Annotated in this window: 17 protein-coding genes; 9 read left to right on the top strand and 8 right to left on the bottom strand. The window is 69.5% G+C overall.

The genetic code is table 11. The features are described 5' to 3' along the window. The first annotated feature begins 326 nt into the window (after positions 1 to 326). Both ABEA39_RS05665 and ABEA39_RS05670 read left to right on the top strand, forming a co-directional pair. Entirely contained in the window at positions 327 to 902 is a 576-nt protein-coding gene (locus ABEA39_RS05665; RefSeq protein ID WP_345374237.1) for a vitamin K epoxide reductase family protein, read from the top strand. A gap of 120 nt (positions 903 to 1,022) precedes the next feature. After that, positions 1,023 to 1,895, top strand: coding sequence for a DsbA family protein (locus tag ABEA39_RS05670; RefSeq protein ID WP_345374239.1), 873 nt, complete (start codon positions 1,023 to 1,025; stop codon positions 1,893 to 1,895). A 110-nt stretch (positions 1,896 to 2,005) separates the two neighbouring features. Here the strand turns inward: ABEA39_RS05670 and ndk are convergent, their stop codons facing one another. The 4 genes from ndk to ileS form a co-directional block, all read right to left on the bottom strand. Next, positions 2,006 to 2,422 carry a nucleoside-diphosphate kinase gene (ndk, locus tag ABEA39_RS05675; RefSeq protein WP_345374241.1) on the bottom strand — a complete coding sequence of 139 codons (417 nt, stop codon included), beginning with the start codon at positions 2,420 to 2,422 and terminating at the stop codon, positions 2,006 to 2,008. Positions 2,423 to 2,487: 65 nt separating this feature from the next. After that, positions 2,488 to 2,937 (bottom strand): DUF4233 domain-containing protein, encoded by a 450-nt coding sequence (locus tag ABEA39_RS05680; RefSeq protein ID WP_345374243.1) that lies wholly within the window; start codon positions 2,935 to 2,937, stop codon positions 2,488 to 2,490. Then, entirely contained in the window at positions 2,934 to 4,472 is a 1,539-nt protein-coding gene (locus ABEA39_RS05685; RefSeq protein ID WP_345374245.1) for a bifunctional folylpolyglutamate synthase/dihydrofolate synthase, read from the bottom strand. The genes ABEA39_RS05680 and ABEA39_RS05685 overlap by 4 nt, the downstream gene beginning before the upstream one ends. After that, positions 4,465 to 7,707: an isoleucine--tRNA ligase gene (ileS, locus tag ABEA39_RS05690; RefSeq protein ID WP_345374247.1), complete on the bottom strand. Its 3,243-nt coding sequence runs from the start codon at positions 7,705 to 7,707 to the stop codon at positions 4,465 to 4,467. The genes ABEA39_RS05685 and ileS overlap by 8 nt, the downstream gene beginning before the upstream one ends. Positions 7,708 to 7,977: 270 nt before the next feature. Here ileS and ABEA39_RS05695 point away from each other — a divergent pair, with 270 nt between their 5' ends. Next, positions 7,978 to 8,964 (top strand): cation diffusion facilitator family transporter, encoded by a 987-nt coding sequence (locus ABEA39_RS05695; protein WP_345374249.1) that lies wholly within the window; start codon positions 7,978 to 7,980, stop codon positions 8,962 to 8,964. On the opposite strand, the gene ABEA39_RS05700 is transcribed toward ABEA39_RS05695, so the two are convergent. Beyond that, complete coding sequence (locus ABEA39_RS05700) at positions 8,961 to 9,584, bottom strand: TetR/AcrR family transcriptional regulator (protein ID WP_345374250.1); 624 nt, start codon at positions 9,582 to 9,584, stop codon at positions 8,961 to 8,963. The genes ABEA39_RS05695 and ABEA39_RS05700 overlap by 4 nt on opposite strands. An 82-nt stretch (positions 9,585 to 9,666) precedes the next feature. On the opposite strand from ABEA39_RS05700, the gene ABEA39_RS05705 reads away from it, so the two are divergent. From ABEA39_RS05705 to ABEA39_RS05720, 4 genes are read left to right on the top strand one after another with little or no spacing between them, the layout of a single operon-like run. Further along, the gene (locus ABEA39_RS05705; protein WP_345374251.1) at positions 9,667 to 11,307 is read left to right on the top strand and encodes an ABC transporter substrate-binding protein; all 1,641 of its coding nucleotides are present in this window, start codon (positions 9,667 to 9,669) and stop codon (positions 11,305 to 11,307) included. A 13-nt stretch (positions 11,308 to 11,320) separates the two neighbouring features. After that, the gene (locus ABEA39_RS05710) at positions 11,321 to 12,298 is read left to right on the top strand and encodes an ABC transporter permease (RefSeq protein ID WP_345374253.1); all 978 of its coding nucleotides are present in this window, start codon (positions 11,321 to 11,323) and stop codon (positions 12,296 to 12,298) included. After that, on the top strand, positions 12,295 to 13,161 hold the full coding sequence (locus ABEA39_RS05715) for an ABC transporter permease (RefSeq protein ID WP_425556925.1): 867 nt from the start codon (positions 12,295 to 12,297) through the stop codon (positions 13,159 to 13,161). Before ABEA39_RS05710 ends, ABEA39_RS05715 begins: the two co-directional genes overlap by 4 nt. Continuing rightward, positions 13,158 to 14,900, top strand: a complete 1,743-nt coding sequence (locus ABEA39_RS05720) for an ABC transporter ATP-binding protein (RefSeq protein ID WP_345374255.1) — start codon at positions 13,158 to 13,160, stop codon at positions 14,898 to 14,900. Before ABEA39_RS05715 ends, ABEA39_RS05720 begins: the two co-directional genes overlap by 4 nt. Before the next feature lie 142 nt (positions 14,901 to 15,042). Here the strand turns inward: ABEA39_RS05720 and proP are convergent, their stop codons facing one another. Beyond that, entirely contained in the window at positions 15,043 to 16,632 is a 1,590-nt protein-coding gene (proP, locus tag ABEA39_RS05725; protein WP_345374257.1) for a glycine betaine/L-proline transporter ProP, read from the bottom strand. Positions 16,633 to 16,839: 207 nt separating this feature from the next. Here proP and valS point away from each other — a divergent pair, with 207 nt between their 5' ends. Continuing rightward, positions 16,840 to 19,422, top strand: a complete 2,583-nt coding sequence (gene valS / locus ABEA39_RS05730; protein ID WP_345374259.1) for a valine--tRNA ligase — start codon at positions 16,840 to 16,842, stop codon at positions 19,420 to 19,422. Beyond that, entirely contained in the window at positions 19,422 to 19,676 is a 255-nt protein-coding gene (locus tag ABEA39_RS05735) for a hypothetical protein (protein WP_345374261.1), read from the top strand. The genes valS and ABEA39_RS05735 overlap by 1 nt, the downstream gene beginning before the upstream one ends. Before the next feature lie 130 nt (positions 19,677 to 19,806). Here ABEA39_RS05735 and ABEA39_RS05740 read toward each other — a convergent pair whose 3' ends face one another. Both ABEA39_RS05740 and ABEA39_RS05745 read right to left on the bottom strand, forming a co-directional pair. Then, positions 19,807 to 20,646: a class I SAM-dependent methyltransferase gene (locus ABEA39_RS05740; RefSeq protein ID WP_345374263.1), complete on the bottom strand. Its 840-nt coding sequence runs from the start codon at positions 20,644 to 20,646 to the stop codon at positions 19,807 to 19,809. 66 nt (positions 20,647 to 20,712) lie between these two features. Then, on the bottom strand, positions 20,713 to 20,952 hold the full coding sequence (locus ABEA39_RS05745; protein ID WP_345374265.1) for a hypothetical protein: 240 nt from the start codon (positions 20,950 to 20,952) through the stop codon (positions 20,713 to 20,715). Between the last annotated feature and the right edge of the window lies 1 nt (position 20,953).

Genomic DNA, 20,953 nt, shown 5'->3' on the forward strand with positions numbered 1-20,953 from the left:
AGCCGGATCACGTGCCGGCCCCCTGGTCGGCTCGTCTCGCAACTCCGCGAAATCGTCTTGTGGTCGGCCCGTGGCATCGACCACCGCGCCCTGTCACGGCGCGAATTGTCAAATACTGCTCAGAACTGGTTCTCGAAACCGGTGATGCATGTCTCGCCGCCTTCGAGGAAAACCGGATTCGGCGAGAAAAACTGTGTCGGCCCGGCTCTCACCCTGGGACTGTCCCGATTATCGCACGGTGAGCCCCGAGGCGACGATTCGCCTCATGCCACAATACGAAGGTGTCGTCACAAACCGCGCTCCGAGAGCGATCCGCAAAGCCCGTCATGACCGCGATCCTCCTGATCGTCGCCGGGTGCATCGGCCTCTACGGGGCGTTCAAGCTCGTCAACGAGAAGTACGAACTCCTCGAGCACCCGACCAAGGCGCTCGGCTGCGACATCAACCCGTTCGTCTCCTGCTCGACCGTGATCGACAGCTGGCAGTCGCACCTGTTCGGCTTCCCCAACCCGATCATCGGCGTCGCCGGCTTCGTCGCTCCGATAGCCGTCGGCGTGAGCATCCTCGCCGGTGCGAAATTTGCCCGGTGGTACTGGGTCGCCTTCAACATCGGCCTCTTCCTGGCGTGGGTCTTCGTGACCTGGCTCTTCACGCAGACCGTCTTCTCGATCGGGGCCCTCTGCCCATGGTGCATGCTCGTCTGGAGCGCCACCATCCCGCTGTTCTGGGTCTTCACCGTCTGGAACCTCGCCAACGGCAACCTCACGAAGAACGCGGCCCTGCAGCGGCGCATGCGTGCGTTCCTGCCCTACTCGTGGGTGATCCCGCTGATCAACTACCTCGTGATCATCGTCATCGTGATCCAGCACTTCCCGACGCTGCTCACGACGCTCTTCGGCTGACGAAGGGCCCTCCGGGGCGTGGGATGCACGGGCAGCACCTTCTCAGGAAATCCATGACGCGTCACCATAACGTTCTTACGAACCGATCCCGACCCGACGCATCCGCAGATCCGAGGACACATGACACCGCCCCCTGACAACGGCCCCAACAAGCGCGACCGCCGTGAAGAGGCCCGCGAGAAGGCCCGCCTCGCCCGGGAGGCGGCGGCACGGAAGAAACGCCGCAACACGGTCTTCGCCCGCAGCGGCATCATCGTCGGCGTCCTGGCGATCCTCGTCATCGTCGCCCTCGTGATCATCTCCTCGGTCAAGCCCGCCGGCCCCGGTCCCGCGAACATGGCGAGCGACGGCATCCTCCTCAAGGGAGACGCGACCACGAGTCAGATCTCGGCCGTCAAGACGGCGGCGATCAAATCCGGCGGGACGCCCACGGCGACCGACGACAAGAAGCTCACCGGCACCGTCAACATCACCGTCTACCTCGACTACCAGTGCCCCTACTGCGACCAGTTCGAGACCGCGAACGCCTCTCAGATCAAGACCTGGCTGCAGAAGGGGGCGGTCACGTACGAGATCCACCCCATCTCGATCCTCGACGGCTCGTCGCTCGGCACGCGCTACTCGTCGCGCTCCGCCAACGCGGCCGCCTGCGTGGCCAACTACGACCCGAACGACTTCCTCGCCGTGACCACGGCCTTCTACGCCAATCAACCGGCGGAGGGCACGAGCGGTCTCACCAACGCGAAGATCCTCAGTCTGTTGAAGGGGGCGGGCGCGTCCAGCAGCGACATCACGAGTTGTGTCAACAACGAGACGTTCAAGAGCTGGGTGACCGCGTCCACCAAACGCGCCCTCAGCGACAAGCTGCCGAACTCGTCGGTCGCCAAGGTCACCGGCACGCCGACCGTGATCGTGAACGGCAAGCTCTACTCGGGCTCGCTCACCGACGCCAGCGCGTTCTCCTCCTTCGTGGCCTCGACCGCCACGAGCTGATCCGCGGTCGTCGCGCACGGCGTGTGCCGACAACGCAGAAGGCCCCCGCTCCTCGAGAGGAGCGGGGGCCTTCTGCGTGACGAGGCGGTCCGAGACCGTGATGAGACGGGCTAGAACCAGAGGGCGAGCTCGCGGGCGGCGGACTCCACCGAGTCGCTGCCGTGCACGAGGTTCTGCTGCACCTTCAGGCCCCAGTCGCGGCCGAGGTCGCCCCGGATCGTGCCGGGGGCGGCGGTCGTGGGGTCGGTCGCGCCGGCGAGCGAGCGGAAGCCGGCGATGACCCCGTTGCCCTCGATGCGGAGCGCGACGATCGGGCCGGACTCCATGAACTCGACGAGCGGCTCGTAGAAGGGCTTGCCGACGTGCTCCTCGTAGTGCTTCGAGAGCAGCTCACGATCGGCTTCGACGAGCTTGACGTCGACGAGGCCGTAGCCCTTCTGCTCGATGCGGCGGAGGATCTCGCCGGTCAGGTTGCGGGCGACGCCGTCGGGCTTGACGAGGACCAGGGTTTCTTCGAGGTCGGACACGGTGGCTCCTTGCAGATCGTTCGGTTCAGGGGTGGTGGCAGGTTAGCGGGTCGGGATGGACCGGATCAGACCTGGGCGTCGGGGTTGGCGGCCAGCCAGGCGCGGTAGGCGTCGTTGCGTCGGTCGATCTGGATGCCCTTCACGAGGCAGAAGATCCAGAGGCCCACGAAGATCGCGCCGACGACCCACATCAGCACCACGAGCAGGCCCGTCAGCAGCAGGAGGACCTGCAGCGCGCATCCCACGATCACGCCCCAGCGGTAGCGGAGCACGCCGGAGGTGAGGCCCATCACGACGATGAAGGCCAGACCGCCGAACCACGCGACGGGCACGGAGACGGCATGGGCGCCGGCGGCGTTCAAGATGACGAAGAACAGCACGCAGATCTCGAGAACGAGCATGATCGAGAGCAGGCTCTCGGTCAGGCCGCGCTCGCGACGAGGGCGCCGAGCACGGGGAGGTGCCGCGCTCGTGCCCTCTGCCGCGGGGGCATCGTGCGGGCCGGACTCGGTCATTTCCATCCTTCTTCTTTCGTGAGGCCGATGACCTCGCCGACGAGCGTGATCGAGCCGGTCACGACGACCGCGCCTCGCTCGCCCTCTTCGGCGTAGTCTCGAGCGACTCCGAGGGCACTGACGACGTTGGGCTCGACGGTCACCCGGTCGGGACCCACGATACCCACGACGATCGCGGCGAGCTCGTCGGCGTCGATGGACCGCTCGGAGTCGGACTGCGTGATCACGAAGTGCTCGACGGTCGGTGCCAGCTCGCGGACGATGCCCGCTGCGTCTTTGTCGGCGAGGATGCCGAGGACGGCGACGATCTTGTCGAACGAGAAGTACTCCCCCAGGGCCTGCGAGAGCGAGTGAGCCCCGTGCGGGTTGTGGGCGGCGTCGACGAGGATGACCGGGTCGTTCGCCAGGATCTGCAGGCGCCCCGGGCTGGTCACCGCGGCGAGGCCGTCGGCCAGCAGCTCGGAGTCGAGGGCCTGGGTGCCGTTGCCGAGGAAGGATTCGACTGCAGCGATGGCCACGGCGGCGTTCTGCGCCTGGTGGCGACCGAACAGCGGCAGCGCCAGGTCGTCGTACCGGCCCGCGAGCCCCTGGACGGAGATCAGCTGGCCGCCGACCGCAGGCGCCGAGGCGGTGACGCCGAAGCCCTGCGTCTCGACCACGAGAGTCGACTCGGTGAGTTCGACGGCCCGCTTGAGCTCCTCCAGGGCCTCCGGCACCTGAAGAGCGCTGACGACGTTCGCGGCCGGCTTGATGATGCCCGACTTGGTGCGGGCGATCTCGGCGACCGTGTTGCCCAGGCGCTTGGTGTGATCGAGGGCGATGGGCGTGAAGACGGCGACCTGGCCGTCGGCGACGTTGGTCGAGTCCCATTCGCCGCCCATGCCGACCTCGAGCACGACGACGTCGACGGGAGCGTCGGCGAAGGCCGCGAACGCCAGCACGGTGAGGGCTTCGAAGTAGGTGAGGGGCTCCTCCGCCGCAGCCGCGAGCTCGGTGTCGACGATCACGAGGAACGGCTGGATGTCGGCCCAGTTCGACGCCAGCGCGGCGTCGGAGATGGGCTCGCCGTCGATGACGATCCGCTCGTTGACCTTCGTGAGGTGCGGGCTCGTCATCAGACCGGTTCGAAGACCGTACGAGCGCAGGATGCTCTCGATGATCCTGCTCGTGGACGTCTTGCCGTTCGTTCCCGTCAAGTGGATCACCGGGTAGGCGTGGTGCGGATCGCCGAGCAGCTCGACCGCACGGCGAGTGGCGCCGAGTCGGGGCTGCGGAGCCTGCTCGCCCACGCGAGCGAGCAGTTCCTCGAAGACCTGTCGAGCGGCTAGGGCGTCGCGCTCCTTCTCCGCCGCGATCTCGTCGGCCTCGGCTCGACGCTCGTCGTCGCGGTCGTCGTGATCGCGCTCGTCGTCGTCGCCGAGGGTCGGGAAGTCGCCGAAGTCCTCGCGGGTGCCGAACACGTCGGGCAGGGGGCCCGGGTCGAACGTCTCGTCGTCTTCGTCGTCGTCGCGGGGGCCGCGGGGGGTGTCACTCATGGCGCTGTACCTGCACTGTCACGGTGGAGCCGGACCCGACGACGATCGCGTCGTCGGGGGTGGGAAGGGTGTCGTCGAGGAGCGTGACCTCGAGGTTCGTGGTCAGGGTCTCGTCGGTGATGAGGCCGCGGTGCGCCTCGATCGCCGCCTCGGCGACCCGGTCGACGCCGAGCGAGAGGCGGATGCGGTCGCTCACGTCGAGGTCGGCCGTCTTGCGGGCCTGCTGCACGGCGCGGACGACGTCGCGGGCCAGACCCTCGGCCTCGAGAGCGGGCGTGGTCGCCGTGTCGAGCAGGACGAAGCCGCCGTCGCCGACGAATCCGATGGCGCTCGACGCGTCGGCCACGGCCAGTTCGAGGGTGAACTCGCCGGGCAGCAACTCGATGCCGCCGACGACCACGTTCTCGCCCTCGGGCGACCAGTCGCCCTTCTTGGCGGCGGGGATGACCTGCTGCACCTGCTTGCCGATGCGGGGACCGGCGGCGCGCGCGTTGACCGTGAGCTTCCGGCTGACGCCGTACTCGCCGAGGCTGTCCTCGCGGAGGGTCGTCAGCACGACCTCCTTGACGTTGAGCTCGTCGCGCAGGATCGCCTCGAAGGGGGCGAGACCGGACGGGTCGGGCGAGACGACAGTGAGCTTCGCGAGCGGGAGACGGACGCGGTTGCCCGTCGCCTTTCGCAGCGCCAGACCCGCGGAGGCGATCTCGCGGACGCGGTCCATCGCATCCACCAGGGCGTCGTCGGCCGGGAACGCGGAGGCGTCCGGCCAGTCGGTGAGGTGCACGCTGCGACCGCCGGTGAGACCCTGCCAGACCTCTTCGGCGACGAGAGGAGCGAGCGGAGCGGCGACCCGGGTCACGGTCTCGAGCACGGTGTAGAGCGTGTCGAAGGCCGCCGTGTCGTCGCCGCCCCAGAAGCGGTCGCGCGAGCGGCGAACGTACCAGTTGGTGAGCACGTCGGCGAAGTCGCGGAGCTTCAGGGTCGCGAGCGGCGAGTCGAGCCCCTCGAGGTCGGCGGCCACGTCGGCGACGAGCTGGCCGGTCTTGGCCAGAAGGTAGCGGTCGAGGACGTCGGTGGAGTCGGTGCGCCAGCTCGCCTCGTAGCCGCTGTCGCCCGAAGCGTCGCTGTAGAGGGTGAAGAAGTAGTAGGTGCTCCACAGCGGCAGCAGGAACTGCCGCACCGACTCGCGGATCCCCTCTTCGGTGACGACGAGGTTGCCGCCGCGGATCACCGACGACGACATCAGGAACCAGCGCATCGCATCGGCACCGTCGCGGTCGAAGACCTCGTTGACGTTCGGGTAGTTGCGGAGGCTCTTCGACATCTTCTGGCCGTCGGAGCCGAGCACGATGCCGTGGCTGATCACGTTGGAGAACGCGGGACGGTCGAACAAGGCCGTGGAGAGCGCGTGCATGACGTAGAACCAGCCACGCGTCTGCCCGATGTACTCGACGATGAAGTCGGCCGGGTTGTGCGAGTCGAACCACTCGGCGTTCTCGAACGGGTAGTGCACCTGGGCGAAGGGCATCGAGCCCGAGTCGAACCAGACGTCGAAGACGTCCTCGATGCGGCGCATGGTGGAGCGGCCCGACGGGTCGTCGGGGTTCGGCCGGGTGAGGTCGTCGATGAAGGGGCGGTGGAGGTCGGGCTGCCCCTCGGCGTTCAGGGGGAGGGTGCCGAAGTCGGCCTCGAGCTCGGCCAGCGAACCGTAGACGTCGATGCGCGGGTACTCGGGGTCGTCGCTCTTCCAGACCGGGATCGGCGAGCCCCAATAGCGGTTGCGGGAGATGGACCAGTCGCGTGCGTTGGCGACCCACTTGCCGAACTGCCCGTCCTTCACGTTCTCAGGCACCCAGGAGATGCCCTCCTGGTTCAGCTCGACCATGCGGTCGCGGTACTGCGTCACGCCGATGAACCAGCTCGACACCGCCTTGTAGATCAGCGGGTTGCGGCACCGCCAGCAGTGCGGGTAGCTGTGCTCGTAGCTCGCCTGGCGCAGCAGCCGACCCTCGTCGCGGAGCTTCTGCGTGATCGGCTTGTTGGCCTCGAAGACCTGGAGCCCCTGGATGTCGCCGAACATCGGGAGGAACTTGGCACCCTCGTCGACGGAGATGAGCACGGGGATGCCGGCCGCGGCGCAGACGGCCTGGTCGTCTTCACCGTAGGCGGGCGCCTGGTGGACGATGCCGGTGCCCTCACCGGTGGCGACGTAGTCGGCCACGAGGATCTGCCAGGCCTTCTCGGTGCCCCACTTCTCGGTGTCGGCGTAGTAGTCCCAGAGGCGGTCGTAGTCGACACCCTGGAGATCGCGACCCGTGATGGTCCGGGAGACGGCGGCCAGGGCATCCCCCGGGCTCTCGTAGCCGAGGTCCTTGGAGTAGGCCGCCACGGTGTCGGTGGCGAGGAGGAACTCGGCAAGGCCCTCGGCGGACCCGTCGGAAGCCCCCAGCGGGCCGGACGGGACGACGGCGTACTCGATGTCGGGGCCGACGGCGAGCGCCAGGTTCGTCGGCAGGGTCCACGGCGTGGTGGTCCAGGCGAGGGCACGGACGGCGGTGAGCCCCAGGGCTTCGGCCTTCTCGCCGACGAGTGGGAACGTGACGGTGACCGTTTGGTCTTGACGCATCTTGTAGACGTCGTCGTCCATGCGCAGCTCGTGGTTCGACAGGGGGGTCTCGTCGTGCCAGCAGTAGGGCAGCACGCGGAAGCCCTCGTAGGCCAAGCCCTTGTCCCAGAGCTGCTTGAAGGCCCAGAGCACGCTCTCCATGAAGGTGATGTCGAGGGTCTTGTAGTCGTCCTCGAAGTCGACCCAGCGGGCCTGTCGGGTGACGTAGTCCTGCCACTCGCTGGTGTACTCGAGCACGGATTTGCGGGCGACGGCGTTGAACTCGGCGATGCCCATGTCGTCGATCTCGTGCTTCTCGGTGATGCCGAGCTGACGCATTGCCTCGAGCTCGGCGGGCAGACCGTGGGTGTCCCAGCCGAAGCGGCGGTGCACCTGCTTGCCGCGCATGGTCTGGAAGCGCGGGAAGACGTCTTTGGCGTAGCCGGTGAGGAGGTGGCCGTAGTGCGGCAGGCCGTTGGCGAAGGGCGGGCCGTCGTAGAAGACCCACTCGTCCGAGCCCTCGCGGTTGCGGATCGACTCCTGGAAGGTGTCGTCGCCCTTCCAGAAGGCGAGGATGCCCTTTTCGATGTCGGGGAAGCTCGGCGACGAGGGGACGGTGCGCTTGGCCATCGGTTCTCCTTGCAGGTGGGGTGACTCGACTTCACGAGGACGCCCCGAGAGATGCTCTCGAACCGCGGTACCACCTCGTTTGCCCGGCGCTCTCGCACCCGACCACTCTGCTTCGGCTGTGACGGGCCTGCCCCGCTCGGTTCTACTGACGCCGGCCTCGTGACGACGGCCTGCGGGTTCTTCCGAGTGCTCCCCGGTGATGGCCGGATCGATGCGTCCCCCATGTTACCTGCTGGATCGGAGCGTCGACGAGAGGAGCAGACTGGTCGGATGACGACCGACGCTCCCGACGCCCCCGCCAAGCCCGAGGGCAGCCTGACCGTCATCATCGCGTTCGGCGCGAACCTGCTCGTGGCGATCGCCAAGACCATCGCGTCGTTGCTCACCGGGTCGGCCTCGATGGTCGCCGAGTCCGCGCACAGCTGGGCCGACACGGGCAACGAGATCTTCCTCTACGTCGCCGACCGACGAGGCGGCAAGGCGCGCGACGCGGACCACCCGCTGGGCTACGGCAAAGAGACCTACGTCTGGTCGATGTTCGCGGCCTTCGGCCTCTTCATGGTGGGCGCCGCCGTCTCGATCTACCACGGCATCACCGAGCTCGGCTCGACGGCGAACGAGACCGACTACCTGATCAACTACATCGTGCTGGCGATCTCCGCCGTCCTCGAGGGCACGTCGTTCCTCCAGGCGTTCCGTCAGGCGCGAGGGGCTGCGGTGAAGCGCCGCATCCCTCTCATGCGCCAGGTCCTCGGCACCTCGAACTCCACCCTGCGGGCGGTCTTCTTCGAGGACTCGGCCGCCCTCGTCGGCCTCGTCATCGCCTTCCTCGGCGTGCTGCTGCACCAGCTGACCGGTCTCGCCGTGTTCGACGCCCTGGGGAGCATCCTCGTCGGCATCCTCCTCGGCCTGGTCGCCCTGGTGCTGATCGACCGCAACCGCCGGTTCCTGGTGGGCGAGGCGCCGACCGACGAGGTCGAGTCGACGGTCCTGCGCCGCCTGCTCGCGCGCGACGACATCGATCGCGTCACCTACCTGCACACCGAGTTCACCGGACCGGGGCGCCTGTACGTCGTCGCCGCGGTCGACATGAAGGGCAACGACACGGAGGAGCACGTCGCGATCGCCCTCCGCCGGGTCGAGCGCGACCTCGAGAAGAACGACGGCGTGGAAGAGGCGGTGCTCACCCTGTCCGCCCCGGACGAGCCCGATCTCGTGCCGAAGACGGCGGACGCGCTGCCCGGTTCGCTCTCCTAGGTCGATTGCGTCGGCTGAGTCGACGCCGGCCCCGACAACCCTCGCGCCACCGGACGGAGGGCCTCCTCGACGACCTCGACGAGGGGCCGCCGGCCGATGCCCGCTCGGGCCCAGACGACGGCGGCGGACCCGGCTGCGGCGAGGAGCGCGGACGACACGACCTGCGGGAGCAGTGCATCCTGCCGTTCGCCTCGTCTTTCGCCGACGAAGGAGGCCACCAGGGCCTGCAGTTTCACGAACCGGAGTGCGGCCGAGGCCGTGAGCTCGTCGCCGAGCTGCATCGCGTCGCCCTGGGTCAGCGCCCACGGCACCCGCTCGGCGTCGTGGTCGCGCGCCACCGTCAGCAGCGCCTCGACCACGGCCTCGACGGCCGGCAGAGCGGGGGATGCACGGAGCGCGCTCTCGAGACCGGCGAGACTCCGATCGAGGTCCAGCCAGAGCAGGTCGGACTTGCCGCCGAAGTAGTTGAAGAAGGTGCCGCGACTCACCCCCGCGCGCTGGGCGATCTGCTCGACCGTCGTGCCGGCATAGCCGTTCTCGAGGAAGAGTTCGGACGCGGCGTCGGCGAGCACCTCGGCGGAGGAGCGCTTCGGGCGGCCCGTTCGTGCGGTGGGTGTCACGTCGCCATTCTTCCGGGTAGGCTTTCCATTCGGACTTATTATACCCAGTCCATTTTCTCACCCTTTCCTCTTCCGGAGTCCCATGCGCCCCCCGATCGTGCCCGTCCTCGCTCTCGCCGCTGCGAGCCTCCTCGTCCTCACCGGCTGCACCTCCGGCTCCGGCGCGTCGACGGCGAGCGGCACTCCCGTCGCGGGCGGCACCCTCACCTACGCGACCGGCGACGCCGAGCCCACCTGCCTCGACCCGCACGTCGGCGGCAACTACCCGCAGGCTCTCGTCGCCTCGCAGTACCTCGAAGAGCTGGTCTCGAAAGACAAGGCCGGGAACACGATCCCGTGGCTCGCCACGTCGTGGAAGACCGCCGCCGACGGGTCGAGCCTCACCTTCACCCTGAAGAAGGGCGTCACGTTCACCGACGGCACGCCGTTCGACGCCGCGGCCGTGGTCGCCAACATCGAGCACGTGAAGAACCCGTCGACGCTGTCGTCGACCGGCTACCTGGCCCTGCAGAAGGTCTCGAAGGCGGTCGCCGCCTCGACCGACACCGTCCGCCTCGACCTCTCCTCCCCCGACAGCTCGCTGCTCGACTCCCTCTCCCAGCCCTGGCTCGCGATGGAGTCGCCGACCGCGCTGAAGCGGTCGCAGGCCGTCAACTGCGAGTCGCCGGTCGGAACCGGCCCGTTCGTCGTCACGAAGTGGGTCAAGCAGCAGGCGATCACGTTGACACGCAACCCGAAGTACACCTCGCCCCCGAAGGACGCCGCCCACACCGGGCCCGCCTACCTGAAGACGATCACCTGGCGCTTCATCCCCGACTCGGCGACCCGCTATGCGGCGCTCCAGTCGGGTGACGTGGACGTCATCGACAACGCGCAGCCCGACTCGATCGTGGCCGCCGGCAAGAGTTCGCAGCTGAAGGAGCTGAATGCGCCCCGTCCGGGCGTCTCCGACCGGCTCGAGCTGAACTCCGGCCAGGCCCCGTTCGACGACGACCGGGTGCGAGAGGCGTTCATCTCCGGTGTCGACGTGAACGCCGGCATCAAGAGCCTGTTCTTCGGCACGGCCACCCGCTCCTACTCGCTCCTCTCGAGCGTGGAGAAGAGCGGCTACTCCGACAAGTCGCTGTTCGACGTCGACACGACGAAGGCGGCTCGCCTTCTCGATCAGGCCGGCTGGACGGGCCGCGACTCGAGCGGCTACCGGACCAAGGACGGCCAGCGCCTGACCGTGCGGTTCCCGGTGTCGACGAACCAGTCGATCCCCGCCGAGCGGGCCCTCTTCGAGCAGATCCAGGCCGAGGCGAAGTCGCTCGGGTTCGACGTCGAGATCCAGCAGCTCGACCTGTCGAGCTGGTACGGCGCCCTCGCGAAGCACCAGTACGAGATCGTGAGCGCTCCGTACACCAAGGTCGGCCCCGGTGTGCTCGACATCGTCTACGACTCCGCGTCGATCAAGCCCGCACCGAGCGGCTATTTCGCCAACCTCGCCCAGGTGAACCTGCCGCAGCTCGACACCGTGCTGCAGCAGGCCGGCCAGGAGCAGGACGCGACCAAGCGGCAGGCGCTCTACACGCAGGCGCAGAAGATCGTGCTGGACGGCTACTACGTGCTGCCGCTCTACGACCAGCAGAACCACTACCTCTACCGGACCTCGGTGCACGGGCTCCGTGCGATGCCGACGGTCTCCACCCCGACGCTCTACGACACCTGGCTCGAGAAGTGACGTCGAGGGCCACATGACCCGCGCCCTCGTCTGGCTGGCCAAGCGTGTCGCGGGAGGCGTCGTGGTGCTGTGGGCGGTCGCCACGCTGATCTTCTTCGCGATCCGGCTCGTGCCGGGCGACCCCGCCGAGGCGATCCTCGGCGGGCCGGGTTCGCAGGCCTCCGCGGCCACGCTGGCCCTGGTCCGACGCGAATACGGGCTCGATCAGCCGCTCGGGGTCCAGTACCTCCGCCAGCTCGGCCACCTCGCCACCGGCGACCTCGGCACCTCCTACTCGCTCAAGCAGAGCGTGGCGAGCGTGCTCGCGGCACAGGTGCCGCCGACTCTCGTCCTCGCAGCCCTGTCGCTCGTCGTGGCCTGGCTGCTGGCGATCGGGACGGCCTGGTGGAGTGCGAGCGGCGGGCGGATCGCGAACGCGCTCGCGTCGGGGCTGGAGGTCGTGGCGTCGGCGGTTCCCCACTTCCTGCTGGCGAGCATCCTCATCGTCGTCTTCGCCACGCAGCTCGGCCTCCTGCCGCCGGTGAGCACCGGCACCCCGTCCGGGCTGGTGCTGCCGGTCGTGACGCTCGCGGTCCCCGTCGCGGGCTTCCTCGGGCAGGTCACGCGCGATTCGCTGCTCGACGCCGCCTCCGCCCCGTTCGCCCTGTCGGCCCGCGCGCGAGGCGAGAGCGCATCGGGCGTCTTCGGCCGGCACCTGCTCCGGCACGCCGCTCTGCCGGGGCTCGCGCTCTCCGGCTGGGCCTTCGGATCGCTGCTCAGCGGAGCGATCGTGGTGGAGTCCGTCTTCGCCCGGCCCGGTCTCGGCCGCACGCTGCTGCAGGCGGTCACGCTGCGCGACATCCCCCTCGTCACCGGCGTCGCCCTCGTCTCGGCACTCGCGTACGTCGTCGTCGTGGCGCTGGGCGACCTCGCGGAGGCCGTGGTCGATCCCCGGGTCCGCGACGCCTCCCGCAGCCGTCGCCCTCGTAACCGCGGGACGGTCGCGGCGTGACCGTCCTCCCAGCCCTCCCCTCCGCGGTCGAGGAGCCCCGTGCCTCCCGCACGCGCCGCCGGCCGCTCTCGGTCGTCGAGGCAGTCGCCGCCGTGGCTCTGCTCGTCGTGATCGTTGCAGCCGTCGCGCCGGGCCTGATCGCCCCCCGCGACCCGCTGGCCATCGCCCCGACCGACGCCTTCGCTGCGCCCTCGTGGGCGCACCCCTTCGGCACCGACGACTCGGGCCGCGACCTGTTCTCGCGTGTCGTGCATGGCACGTCGGCGTCGCTGCTCATCGGCGTCGCCGCCACCGCCATCGGCGTCCTCCTCGGACTCGTGCTCGGGATCGCCGCCGGCATCGGCACCCGCGTCACCGACGTCGCCGTCAGCCGCCTGCTCGAGGTGTTGTTCGCGCTTCCCGGGCTGCTGCTGGCCCTCGTCATCATCGCGTTCGTCGGCCCGGGTCCCGTCCCCGCGACGATCGCCGTCGGGCTCGCCACGGCGCCCGGCTACGCCCGCATCTTCCGCACCCAGATCCGGCGGGTCCGGTCGTCGGAGATGGTGGAGGCGGCGCGCGTCCTCGGCCGCCGCCCGTCCGTCCTGCTCGTCCGCCACGTCCTGCCCAATGCGTTGGCGCCCGTCGTCGTGCTCGCCACGCTCGGGGTGGGCCAGGCGGTCGTCTGGGCCTCGTCGCTCAGCTACCTCGGACTCGGCTCGCCGCCGCCCGCGCCGGAGTGGGGCGCCATGCTCGAGGCCGGCCGCACCTACCTCGGCGTCGCCTGGTGGATGACGGCGTTCCCCGGGGCGGCGATCGTGCTCGTGGCGGCGGCCACGACGGTGCTCGGGCGCCGGCTGTCGAGGCGGAATCGGGGGATGCGGTGAGCGGCGGCACGATCGGCGTCGCAGCCGTGGCCGAAGGGGCGGCGGGGGCATCCCCCGGCTCTCTGGTCGTCGACGATCTGTCGGTCTCGTTCGGCTCCGTCCGCGCCGTCGACGGGGTCTCGTTCACGCTGGCGCCCGGCGAGTGCGTCGCTCTGGTCGGCGAGTCGGGCTCGGGCAAGAGCGTGACGGCGCGGGCACTTCTCGGCCTCACCGGCGGGGCCGTGTCGGCGGCGGCGCTGCGACTCGACGACCGCTCACTCCTCGACCTGACCGAACGCGAATGGCGGCGCCTCCGCGGGCCGCGGATCGGTCTCGTGCTGCAGGACGCCCTCGTCTCGCTCGACCCGCTCCGCCCGGTGGGCCGCGAGATCGACGACGCTCTCCGTCTGCACTCGCGTCTGACGGCCGCGCAGCGACGCGCTCGGGTCCTCGAAGTACTCGACGAGGTGGGGATGCCCGACCCGGCCTCCCGGCGAGCGCAGCGCTCCGGCGAGCTCTCCGGTGGCCTTCGGCAGCGCGCCCTGATCGCAGCCGCCCTCGCCCTCCGCCCCGGACTCGTCATCGCCGACGAGCCCACGACCGCGCTCGACGCCCAGGTGCAGCGGCAGGTGGTGGACCGGCTCGCAGCCCTCCGCGACGAGGGGACCGCCGTGCTGGCGATCAGCCACGACCTCGCCGCGGTGCGACGTCTCGCCGATCGGGTCGTGGTGCTGCGGAACGGACGCGTCGTGGAGCAGGGGCCCGTGGCGAGCATCCTCGGCTCCCCCGCGGAGCCGTACACGCAAGCGCTCGTCGCCGCGCTGCCGGCGGGGAAGCCGCGCGGGGCGCGGCTGTCGGCGGCTGCGGTCGGCGGGGGCGGCTCGGGGTCCGGGGTCGGCTCAGGCTCGGACGTCGGCTCGCTCGCGGACGCTGGGTCGGTCTCGGACGTCGGGTCGGTCGCGGACGTCGGCACTCGGCAGCCCCTGCTCCGCGCCTCGGGTCTCGGCCGGACGTTCCGCGGGCGAGCCGGCGATCTCACCGCCGTCGCCGACGTCTCCCTCGAAGTCAGCGCCGGCGAGACCCTCGGCCTCGTCGGCGCCTCGGGATCCGGCAAGACGACGACCGCGCGGTTGCTGCTCGGACTCGACTCCCCCGACACCGGCATCGTCGAGCTGTTGGGCGAGCCGTGGAATCCGCTTCCCGAACGCGAGCGCCGCGACCGACGGCCGACGCTCGGCGCGATCTACCAGGACGCACTCAGCTCGTTCGATCCCCGCTGGACCGTGGCGCGGCTGCTCGCCGACGCGCTGTCGTTCGGTCGGGTGACGCGCACCGGCGGACGGGCCTCCGAGCGACGAGGAGCAAGCGCCGACGACGTGGCCCGCCTGCTCGACGAGGTCGGTCTCCCTCGCAGTGTGGCCGAGCGCTCCCCCGCGACGCTGTCGGGAGGCCAGCGTCAGCGAGTCGCCATCGCCCGGGCGCTCGCCCCCTCCCCGCGGGTGATCGTCTGCGACGAGCCCGTCTCGTCGCTCGACGTCACTGTGCAGGCACAGGTGCTCGACCTGCTCGACGACCTGCAGCGCGACCGGGGGCTGGCCTACGTCTTCATCTCGCACGACCTCGACGTGGTGCGACACCAGTGCGATCGGGTGGCCGTGATGTCGGGCGGCCGCATCGTCGAGCAGGGGGCGACGGAGGCCGTGTTCGGCTCGCCCCAACACGCCTACACGCGGGCGCTGCTGACTGCTGCGGGCGCCTGACTCCGGCTGCTCCGCGCTGCTCCGCGCTGCTCGGGCCCGTGCATCCCCCGTCGTGCCGAATTGGAGAGCGTGGGATGCACGCGCCGAGCCCTGGCCGCCGCGAGACGTCGCACGGACGACGAGACGTGCCGCGGCGCAGGGCTCAGTCCGCGAGACGTCGCCCGGCGTCGGCGCGTTCGGGCTCGGGGCTGACGGGCGGCGACCCGGGAGCGTCCGATGACGAGGGACCCGCGGGCGACGCCGGCCGGATGATGTCGATCGGCCCGGATGCGGCGAACTCCACTGCCCAGTCGGAGTGCGCCAGCTCGCTCGACTCGTCGGAGTACTGCTCGATCAGTTCGAGCGCCTCCGCTTCGGTCGCGACCGTCGGACCGGACCCGAGCAGCGGCTCGTTGGCGGTCTCGCGCGTGAACCAGACGGCGACGAGTCCGATCACGGCGGCGACCATCAGGTAGAACGCCGGGATGTCATCGGCCCAGCCGAAGCCGCGGTCGGCCGCCCAGGCCACGAGCGACTCGGTGATCAGCGGTGTGGTACCGCCGAACAGCGACACCGAGACGTTGAACGCGATGGCGAGCGCTCCGTACCGGATGATCGTCGGGAACAGCGCCGGCAGGGTCGAGGGCATCGTCGACGTGAACGTCACCAGCACGAGGCCGAGGAGCAGCAGCCCGGCGAACACCAGGATCGTCGAGTCGGTCTGGACGAGCTTGAGCGCGGGCCAGGACAGGAACAGGAAGCCGAGGCAGCCGGCGAAGAGGACCGGTCGACGGCCGAAGCGGTCGGAGAGGCGGCCGCCGAGACCGATGACGGCCATCATCAGCAGCATGACGACGATCACCAGCACCAGGCCGTTCGTCGCGCTGCGGCCGAGCGTGGTCGTGAGGTAGGTCGGCATGTACGACAGCAGCATGTAGTCGGTCACGTTGAAGACCAGGACGAGGCCGATGCAGATGAGCAGAGCCCGCCAGTTCTCGGCGAACAGGCGCAGCACCGGCGTCTTGACCGCTTCGCGCTTCGAGGCCTCCTCCTGCTGCTTCTGGAACGCGGGCGTCTCTTCCAGCTTCAAGCGCAGGTAGAGCCCGACGAGACCGAGCGGCCCGGCGACCAGGAACGGGATACGCCAGCCCCACGCCACGAGGTCGGCGTCGCTCATCGCGAACTGCAGCACCGTCACGAGCGAGGCGCCGAGCACGTAGCCGCCGAGGGTGCCGAACTCCAGCCAGGAGCCCAGGAAGCCGCGCTTCTTGTCGGGCGAGTACTCGGCGATGAACGTCGCCGCCCCGCCGTACTCGCCACCGGTCGAGAAGCCCTGCACCAGCCGGGCGAGGAGGAGGAGGGCCGGGGCCCAGATGCCGATGGTGTGGAAGTCGGGGATCAGCCCGATCGCGAACGTTCCGGCCGCCATCAGGATCATCGTGAGGGCGAGCACCTTCTGCCGCCCGATCCGGTCGCCGAGCGGCCCGAAGACCGCCCCGCCGATGGGACGGACGACGAACGCGGCCGTGAAGGTGGCGAAGATGACGATGACGCTCAAGGTCGGATCGGCGTCGGGGTAGAAGACCCGCGCGAGCGTCGTCGTGAGGTAGGCGAAGACCCCGAAGTCGAACCATTCCATCCCGTTTCCGAGGGCGGCGGCGGCCACCGCTCTCTTCAGCATGGATTCTTCGACGACGGTGACGTCATTGGTCGTCAGGCGGCGCCGGCGGTTCTTGATGGGGGTTGCGATCAAAGGATTCACTCCTGGTTTCGTGGCAAGGGTCCGTGGAAAAACTCACCAAGCCTACCAGAGGGCAAAATGTCAGTGCGGGATGCGCGTGCCTCCGCCGATCTGGAGGCTCGGGCATCCACCGGCTAAACTCGTTCCCGACGACATTCAGGCACCTCACCACCGACACGGTGCCGCCCATAGCGATCGGAGACGACCATGACTCGACCCATGCCTGAGAAGCCCGCCCTCGAGGGGCTGGAAGCACACTGGGGCCCGCAGTGGGAGACCGACGGCACCTACCGGTTCGACCGCACCGCCTCGAGCCGCGACAACGTCTACTCGATCGACACCCCGCCGCCCACCGCCTCCGGGTCGCTCCACATCGGCCACGTGTTCAGCTACACGCACACCGACGTCAAGGCCCGCTACGAGCGCATGCGCGGCAAGAGCGTCTTCTACCCCATGGGCTGGGACGACAACGGGCTCCCGACCGAGCGCCGCGTACAGAACTTCTACGGGGTCCGCTGCGACCCCTCGCTCCCCTACGACCCCGACTTCGCCCCGCCGTTCGAAGGCGGCGACAACAAGTCGTCCAAGGCGGCCGACCAGCTGCCGATCTCGCGCCGCAACTTCGTCGAGCTCTGCGAGCGTCTCACCGTCGAGGACGAGAAGCAGTTCGAAGACGTCTGGCGGAAGCTCGGCCTCTCGGTCGACTGGACCCAGTCGTACCGCACCATCGGCGACGACTCGCAGGCCATCGCGCAGAAGGCGTTCCTCCGCAACGTCGCCCGCGGCGAGGCCTACCAGGCGCAGGCGCCGACCCTGTGGGACATCACGTTCCGCACCGCCGTCGCGCAGGCCGAGCTCGAAGACAAGGAGATGCCGGGCGCGTATCACACGCTCGCTTTCCACCCGTCCGACGGCTCCGACGACATCCTGATCAAGACGACCCGGCCCGAACTCCTGCCGGCCTGTGTGGCGCTGGTCGCGCATCCCGACGACGAGCGGTTCCAGGGGCTTTTCGGCACGACCGTTCGCACCCCCCTCTTCGACGTGGAGGTGCCGGTGCTGGCGCACCACCTCGCGCAGAAAGACAAGGGCTCGGGCATCGCCATGGTCTGCACCTTCGGCGACACCACCGACGTCGTGTGGTGGCGCGAGCTCGACCTGCCGAACCGCTCGGTGCTCGGCTTCGACGGCCGCTTCGTCAGTGAGGCGCCGTCGGTCATCACGTCGCCCGCGGGCCAGGACGCCTACGCGCAGCTCGCCGGCAAGACCGTGTTCAGCGCCAAGACCGCCGTGGTCGACCTCCTGAAGACCTCGGGCGAGATGCTCGGCGAGCCCGAGAAGATCACCCACCAGGTCAAGTTCTTCGAGAAGGGCGACAAGCCCCTGGAGATCGTGTCGACGCGCCAGTGGTACATCGTCAACGGAGCCCGCGACGAAGAGCTCCGCTCCACGCTGCTGAAGCGCGGCGAAGAGGTGGCGTTCCACCCCGACTTCATGCGCGTGCGCTACGAGAACTGGGTCAAGGGGCTCTCCGGCGACTGGCTCATCTCGCGCCAGCGCTTCTTCGGCGTGCCGATCCCGGTCTGGTACCCCCTCGACGCCGACGGCAACCCCGTGTTCGACCAGCCGATCCTGCCCTCCGAGGCGCAGCTGCCGGTCGACCCGTCGAGCGACACCGCTCCCGGCTACGACGAATCGCAGCGCGGCGTCGCGGGCGGCTTCCAGGGCGAGGTCGACGTGATGGACACCTGGGCGACCTCGTCGCTCACCCCGCAGCTCGCCGGCAAGTGGGAGACCGACCCCGAGCTCTTCTCGCTCGTCTACCCGTATTCGCTGCGGCCACAGGGGCAGGACATCATCCGCACCTGGCTGTTCTCGACGCTGCTGCGCGCCCAGCTCGAGGGCGACTCGGTGCCGTGGACGAACGCCTCGATCTCCGGCTTCATCGTCGACCCCGACCGCAAGAAGATGTCGAAGTCGAAGGGCAACGTGGTCACTCCGGCGGCCATGCTCGACGACCACGGCTCCGACGCGGTGCGCTACTGGGCCGCCTCGTCGCGCCTCGGCACCGACGCGGCCTTCGACCCGCAGAACCCGAAGCAGATCAAGGTCGGCCGCCGCCTGGCGATCAAGGTGCTGAACGCCGCCAAGTTCGTCTACTCGTTCGAGGCACCGAGCGGGCACACCCTCGACGAGGGCGCCGTGTCGGCCCCCCTCGACCGCGACCTCCTGGCGAACTTCGCCGTCGTGATCGAGTCGGCGACCGCCTCCCTCGAGGGCTACGACCACGCCAAGGCACTCGAGACCATCGAGAAGTTCTTCTGGACCTTCTGCGACGACTACCTCGAGCTCGTGAAGGAGCGCGCCTACGGTGCCGGCTCCGAGGCCGGTCAGGCCTCGGCGGTCTTCACGCTGCAGACGACGGTGAACGGTCTGCTGCGTCTGCTGGCGCCGTACCTGCCGTTCGCGACCGAAGAGGTCTGGTCGTGGACCCACGACACGTCGGTGCACACAGCCCCCTGGCCGACCGTCGCCGAACTCGGAGCGCTCGAGGCCCCGACCGGTCTGGTCGACCTCGTCGGTCGCGCCCTCATCGGCATCCGTCGCGCGAAGACCGATGCCAAGGCCTCCCAGAAGACGCCCGTCACCTCCGCCACGATCCAGGCTCCGGCCGACGAACTCGAGTCGATCAAGCTGGCCGCCGACGACCTCGCTCAGGTGGGCAAGATCGAGACGCTGTCGTTCGCCCCGGGCGAGGAGCTCGCGGTCGTCGACATCGTGCTGGCCGAGCAGGACGCCTGATGCAGCTCGGCACCCGCTGGCCGGTCGGCGGCACCGCCCCCGACCGGCTTCCCGAGGCCGTCCTCGCCGCGGTGGAGCGCGTCGAGGGCGAGCTGATCGACCAGTCCGTCGACGCCTCCACCTGGCGCTGGACCCTGACCTGGCTCGAGGGCAAGCCCGTCGTCGAACTCGACGACGGCACGGTCATCCGCTACGACGCCGGCCTCGACACCGCGACGGTGCACGAGCCGGTCGACGCCGAAGAAGAGGAGTAGCGCTCTCCGCGCTTCGGCCGGCGAGAACGCGCGATTTCACGGTCGGCGCGGCGTTTAAGTGGCGCGCCGACCGTGAAATCGCGCGTTCTCGCCAGCCGAGCGGCCTGCGCGGGCCGCGCGGGCCGCGCCGTCAGGCCCGGGCGAGGAGCTCGCCGTGCGGCATCGCGAGCCAGCCGTCGGCGGCATCCCGCCAGCTCAGCCAGGCCTTCGAGATGGCCTGCAGCTCGAGGTCGGTGGCCACCCGGTTGTCGAGGGCGTCGGAGTAGAACTTCGACTCGAGCGCCCTCGTAGCCCAGCTGTCACCCCACCAGGCGCGGTCGGCGTCGGAGGCGAAGCACCAGACCGAGGCCGACGACTCGACGTCCGTCAGCCCGGTCTGGAGCGCCCAGCCCTTGAGGTAGCGCCCGGCGTCGGGTTCGCCGCCGTTGCCACGGTGCACGAGCTGGTACACGGTCATCCAGTGGTCGAGGCCGGCGTTGTCGGGTGCCCAGATGGTGCCGCGATAGTCGACCTCTCGCACGGCGACGAGGCCTCCCGGCTTGGTGACGCGGCGCATCTCGCGGAGCGCCGCCACCGGGTCCGAGACGTGCTGCAGCACCTGGTGCGCATGCACGACGTCGAAGGTGTCATCGGCGAACGGCAGCTCGTAGAGGTCGGCCGCCTGGAACGAGACGTTCGTGAGCCCGCGCGTTTCGGCGAGGGCCGCGGCCTGCTCGACGATCTCGGCGGACTGGTCGATGCCGACGACCTGCCCCGGCGCGAGCCGCTCGGCGAAGTCGACGGTGATCGTTCCCGGGCCGGCGCCGACGTCGAGCAGCGAGAGCCCGGGCGCAAGATGCGGGAGCAGATACGCCGCGGAGTTCTCAACGGTCCGCCAGCTGTGGCTGCGGAGCACGCTCTCGTGATGACCGTGGGTGTATTTCTCGGTGTGCTCGGTCTTCTCCGTGCTCTCGGGCTGCGCATCGCTCATGTACCGACCGTAGTGCAGGCGAACGATTCGGTGCGGTTCCGCTCGCCCGAGCACACCCGAAGACGACTAACGCAGGATGCCCGGAGGCACCCCGTGCGAGTGCACCGCCTGCGAGGAGTACGGGTCGTGCATGCGGGCCGACCGCTCGCGCGAGGTGAGCGGTGCTTCGGTGCCTTGCACGTGCATCCTCACCCGCCGGGCGGTTCGACGGCGGGACCACGCGACGAGCGCCAAGCCGAGGTCGAGCGCGAGTCGGTCGAAGCCGTGCGGCGCGGAGGACGAGCGAGACAGGGTTGCTGCGGACATG

The sequence above is a fragment of the Frondihabitans cladoniiphilus genome, assembly GCF_039544345.1.
Classification (GTDB): domain Bacteria; phylum Actinomycetota; class Actinomycetes; order Actinomycetales; family Microbacteriaceae; genus Frondihabitans; species Frondihabitans cladoniiphilus.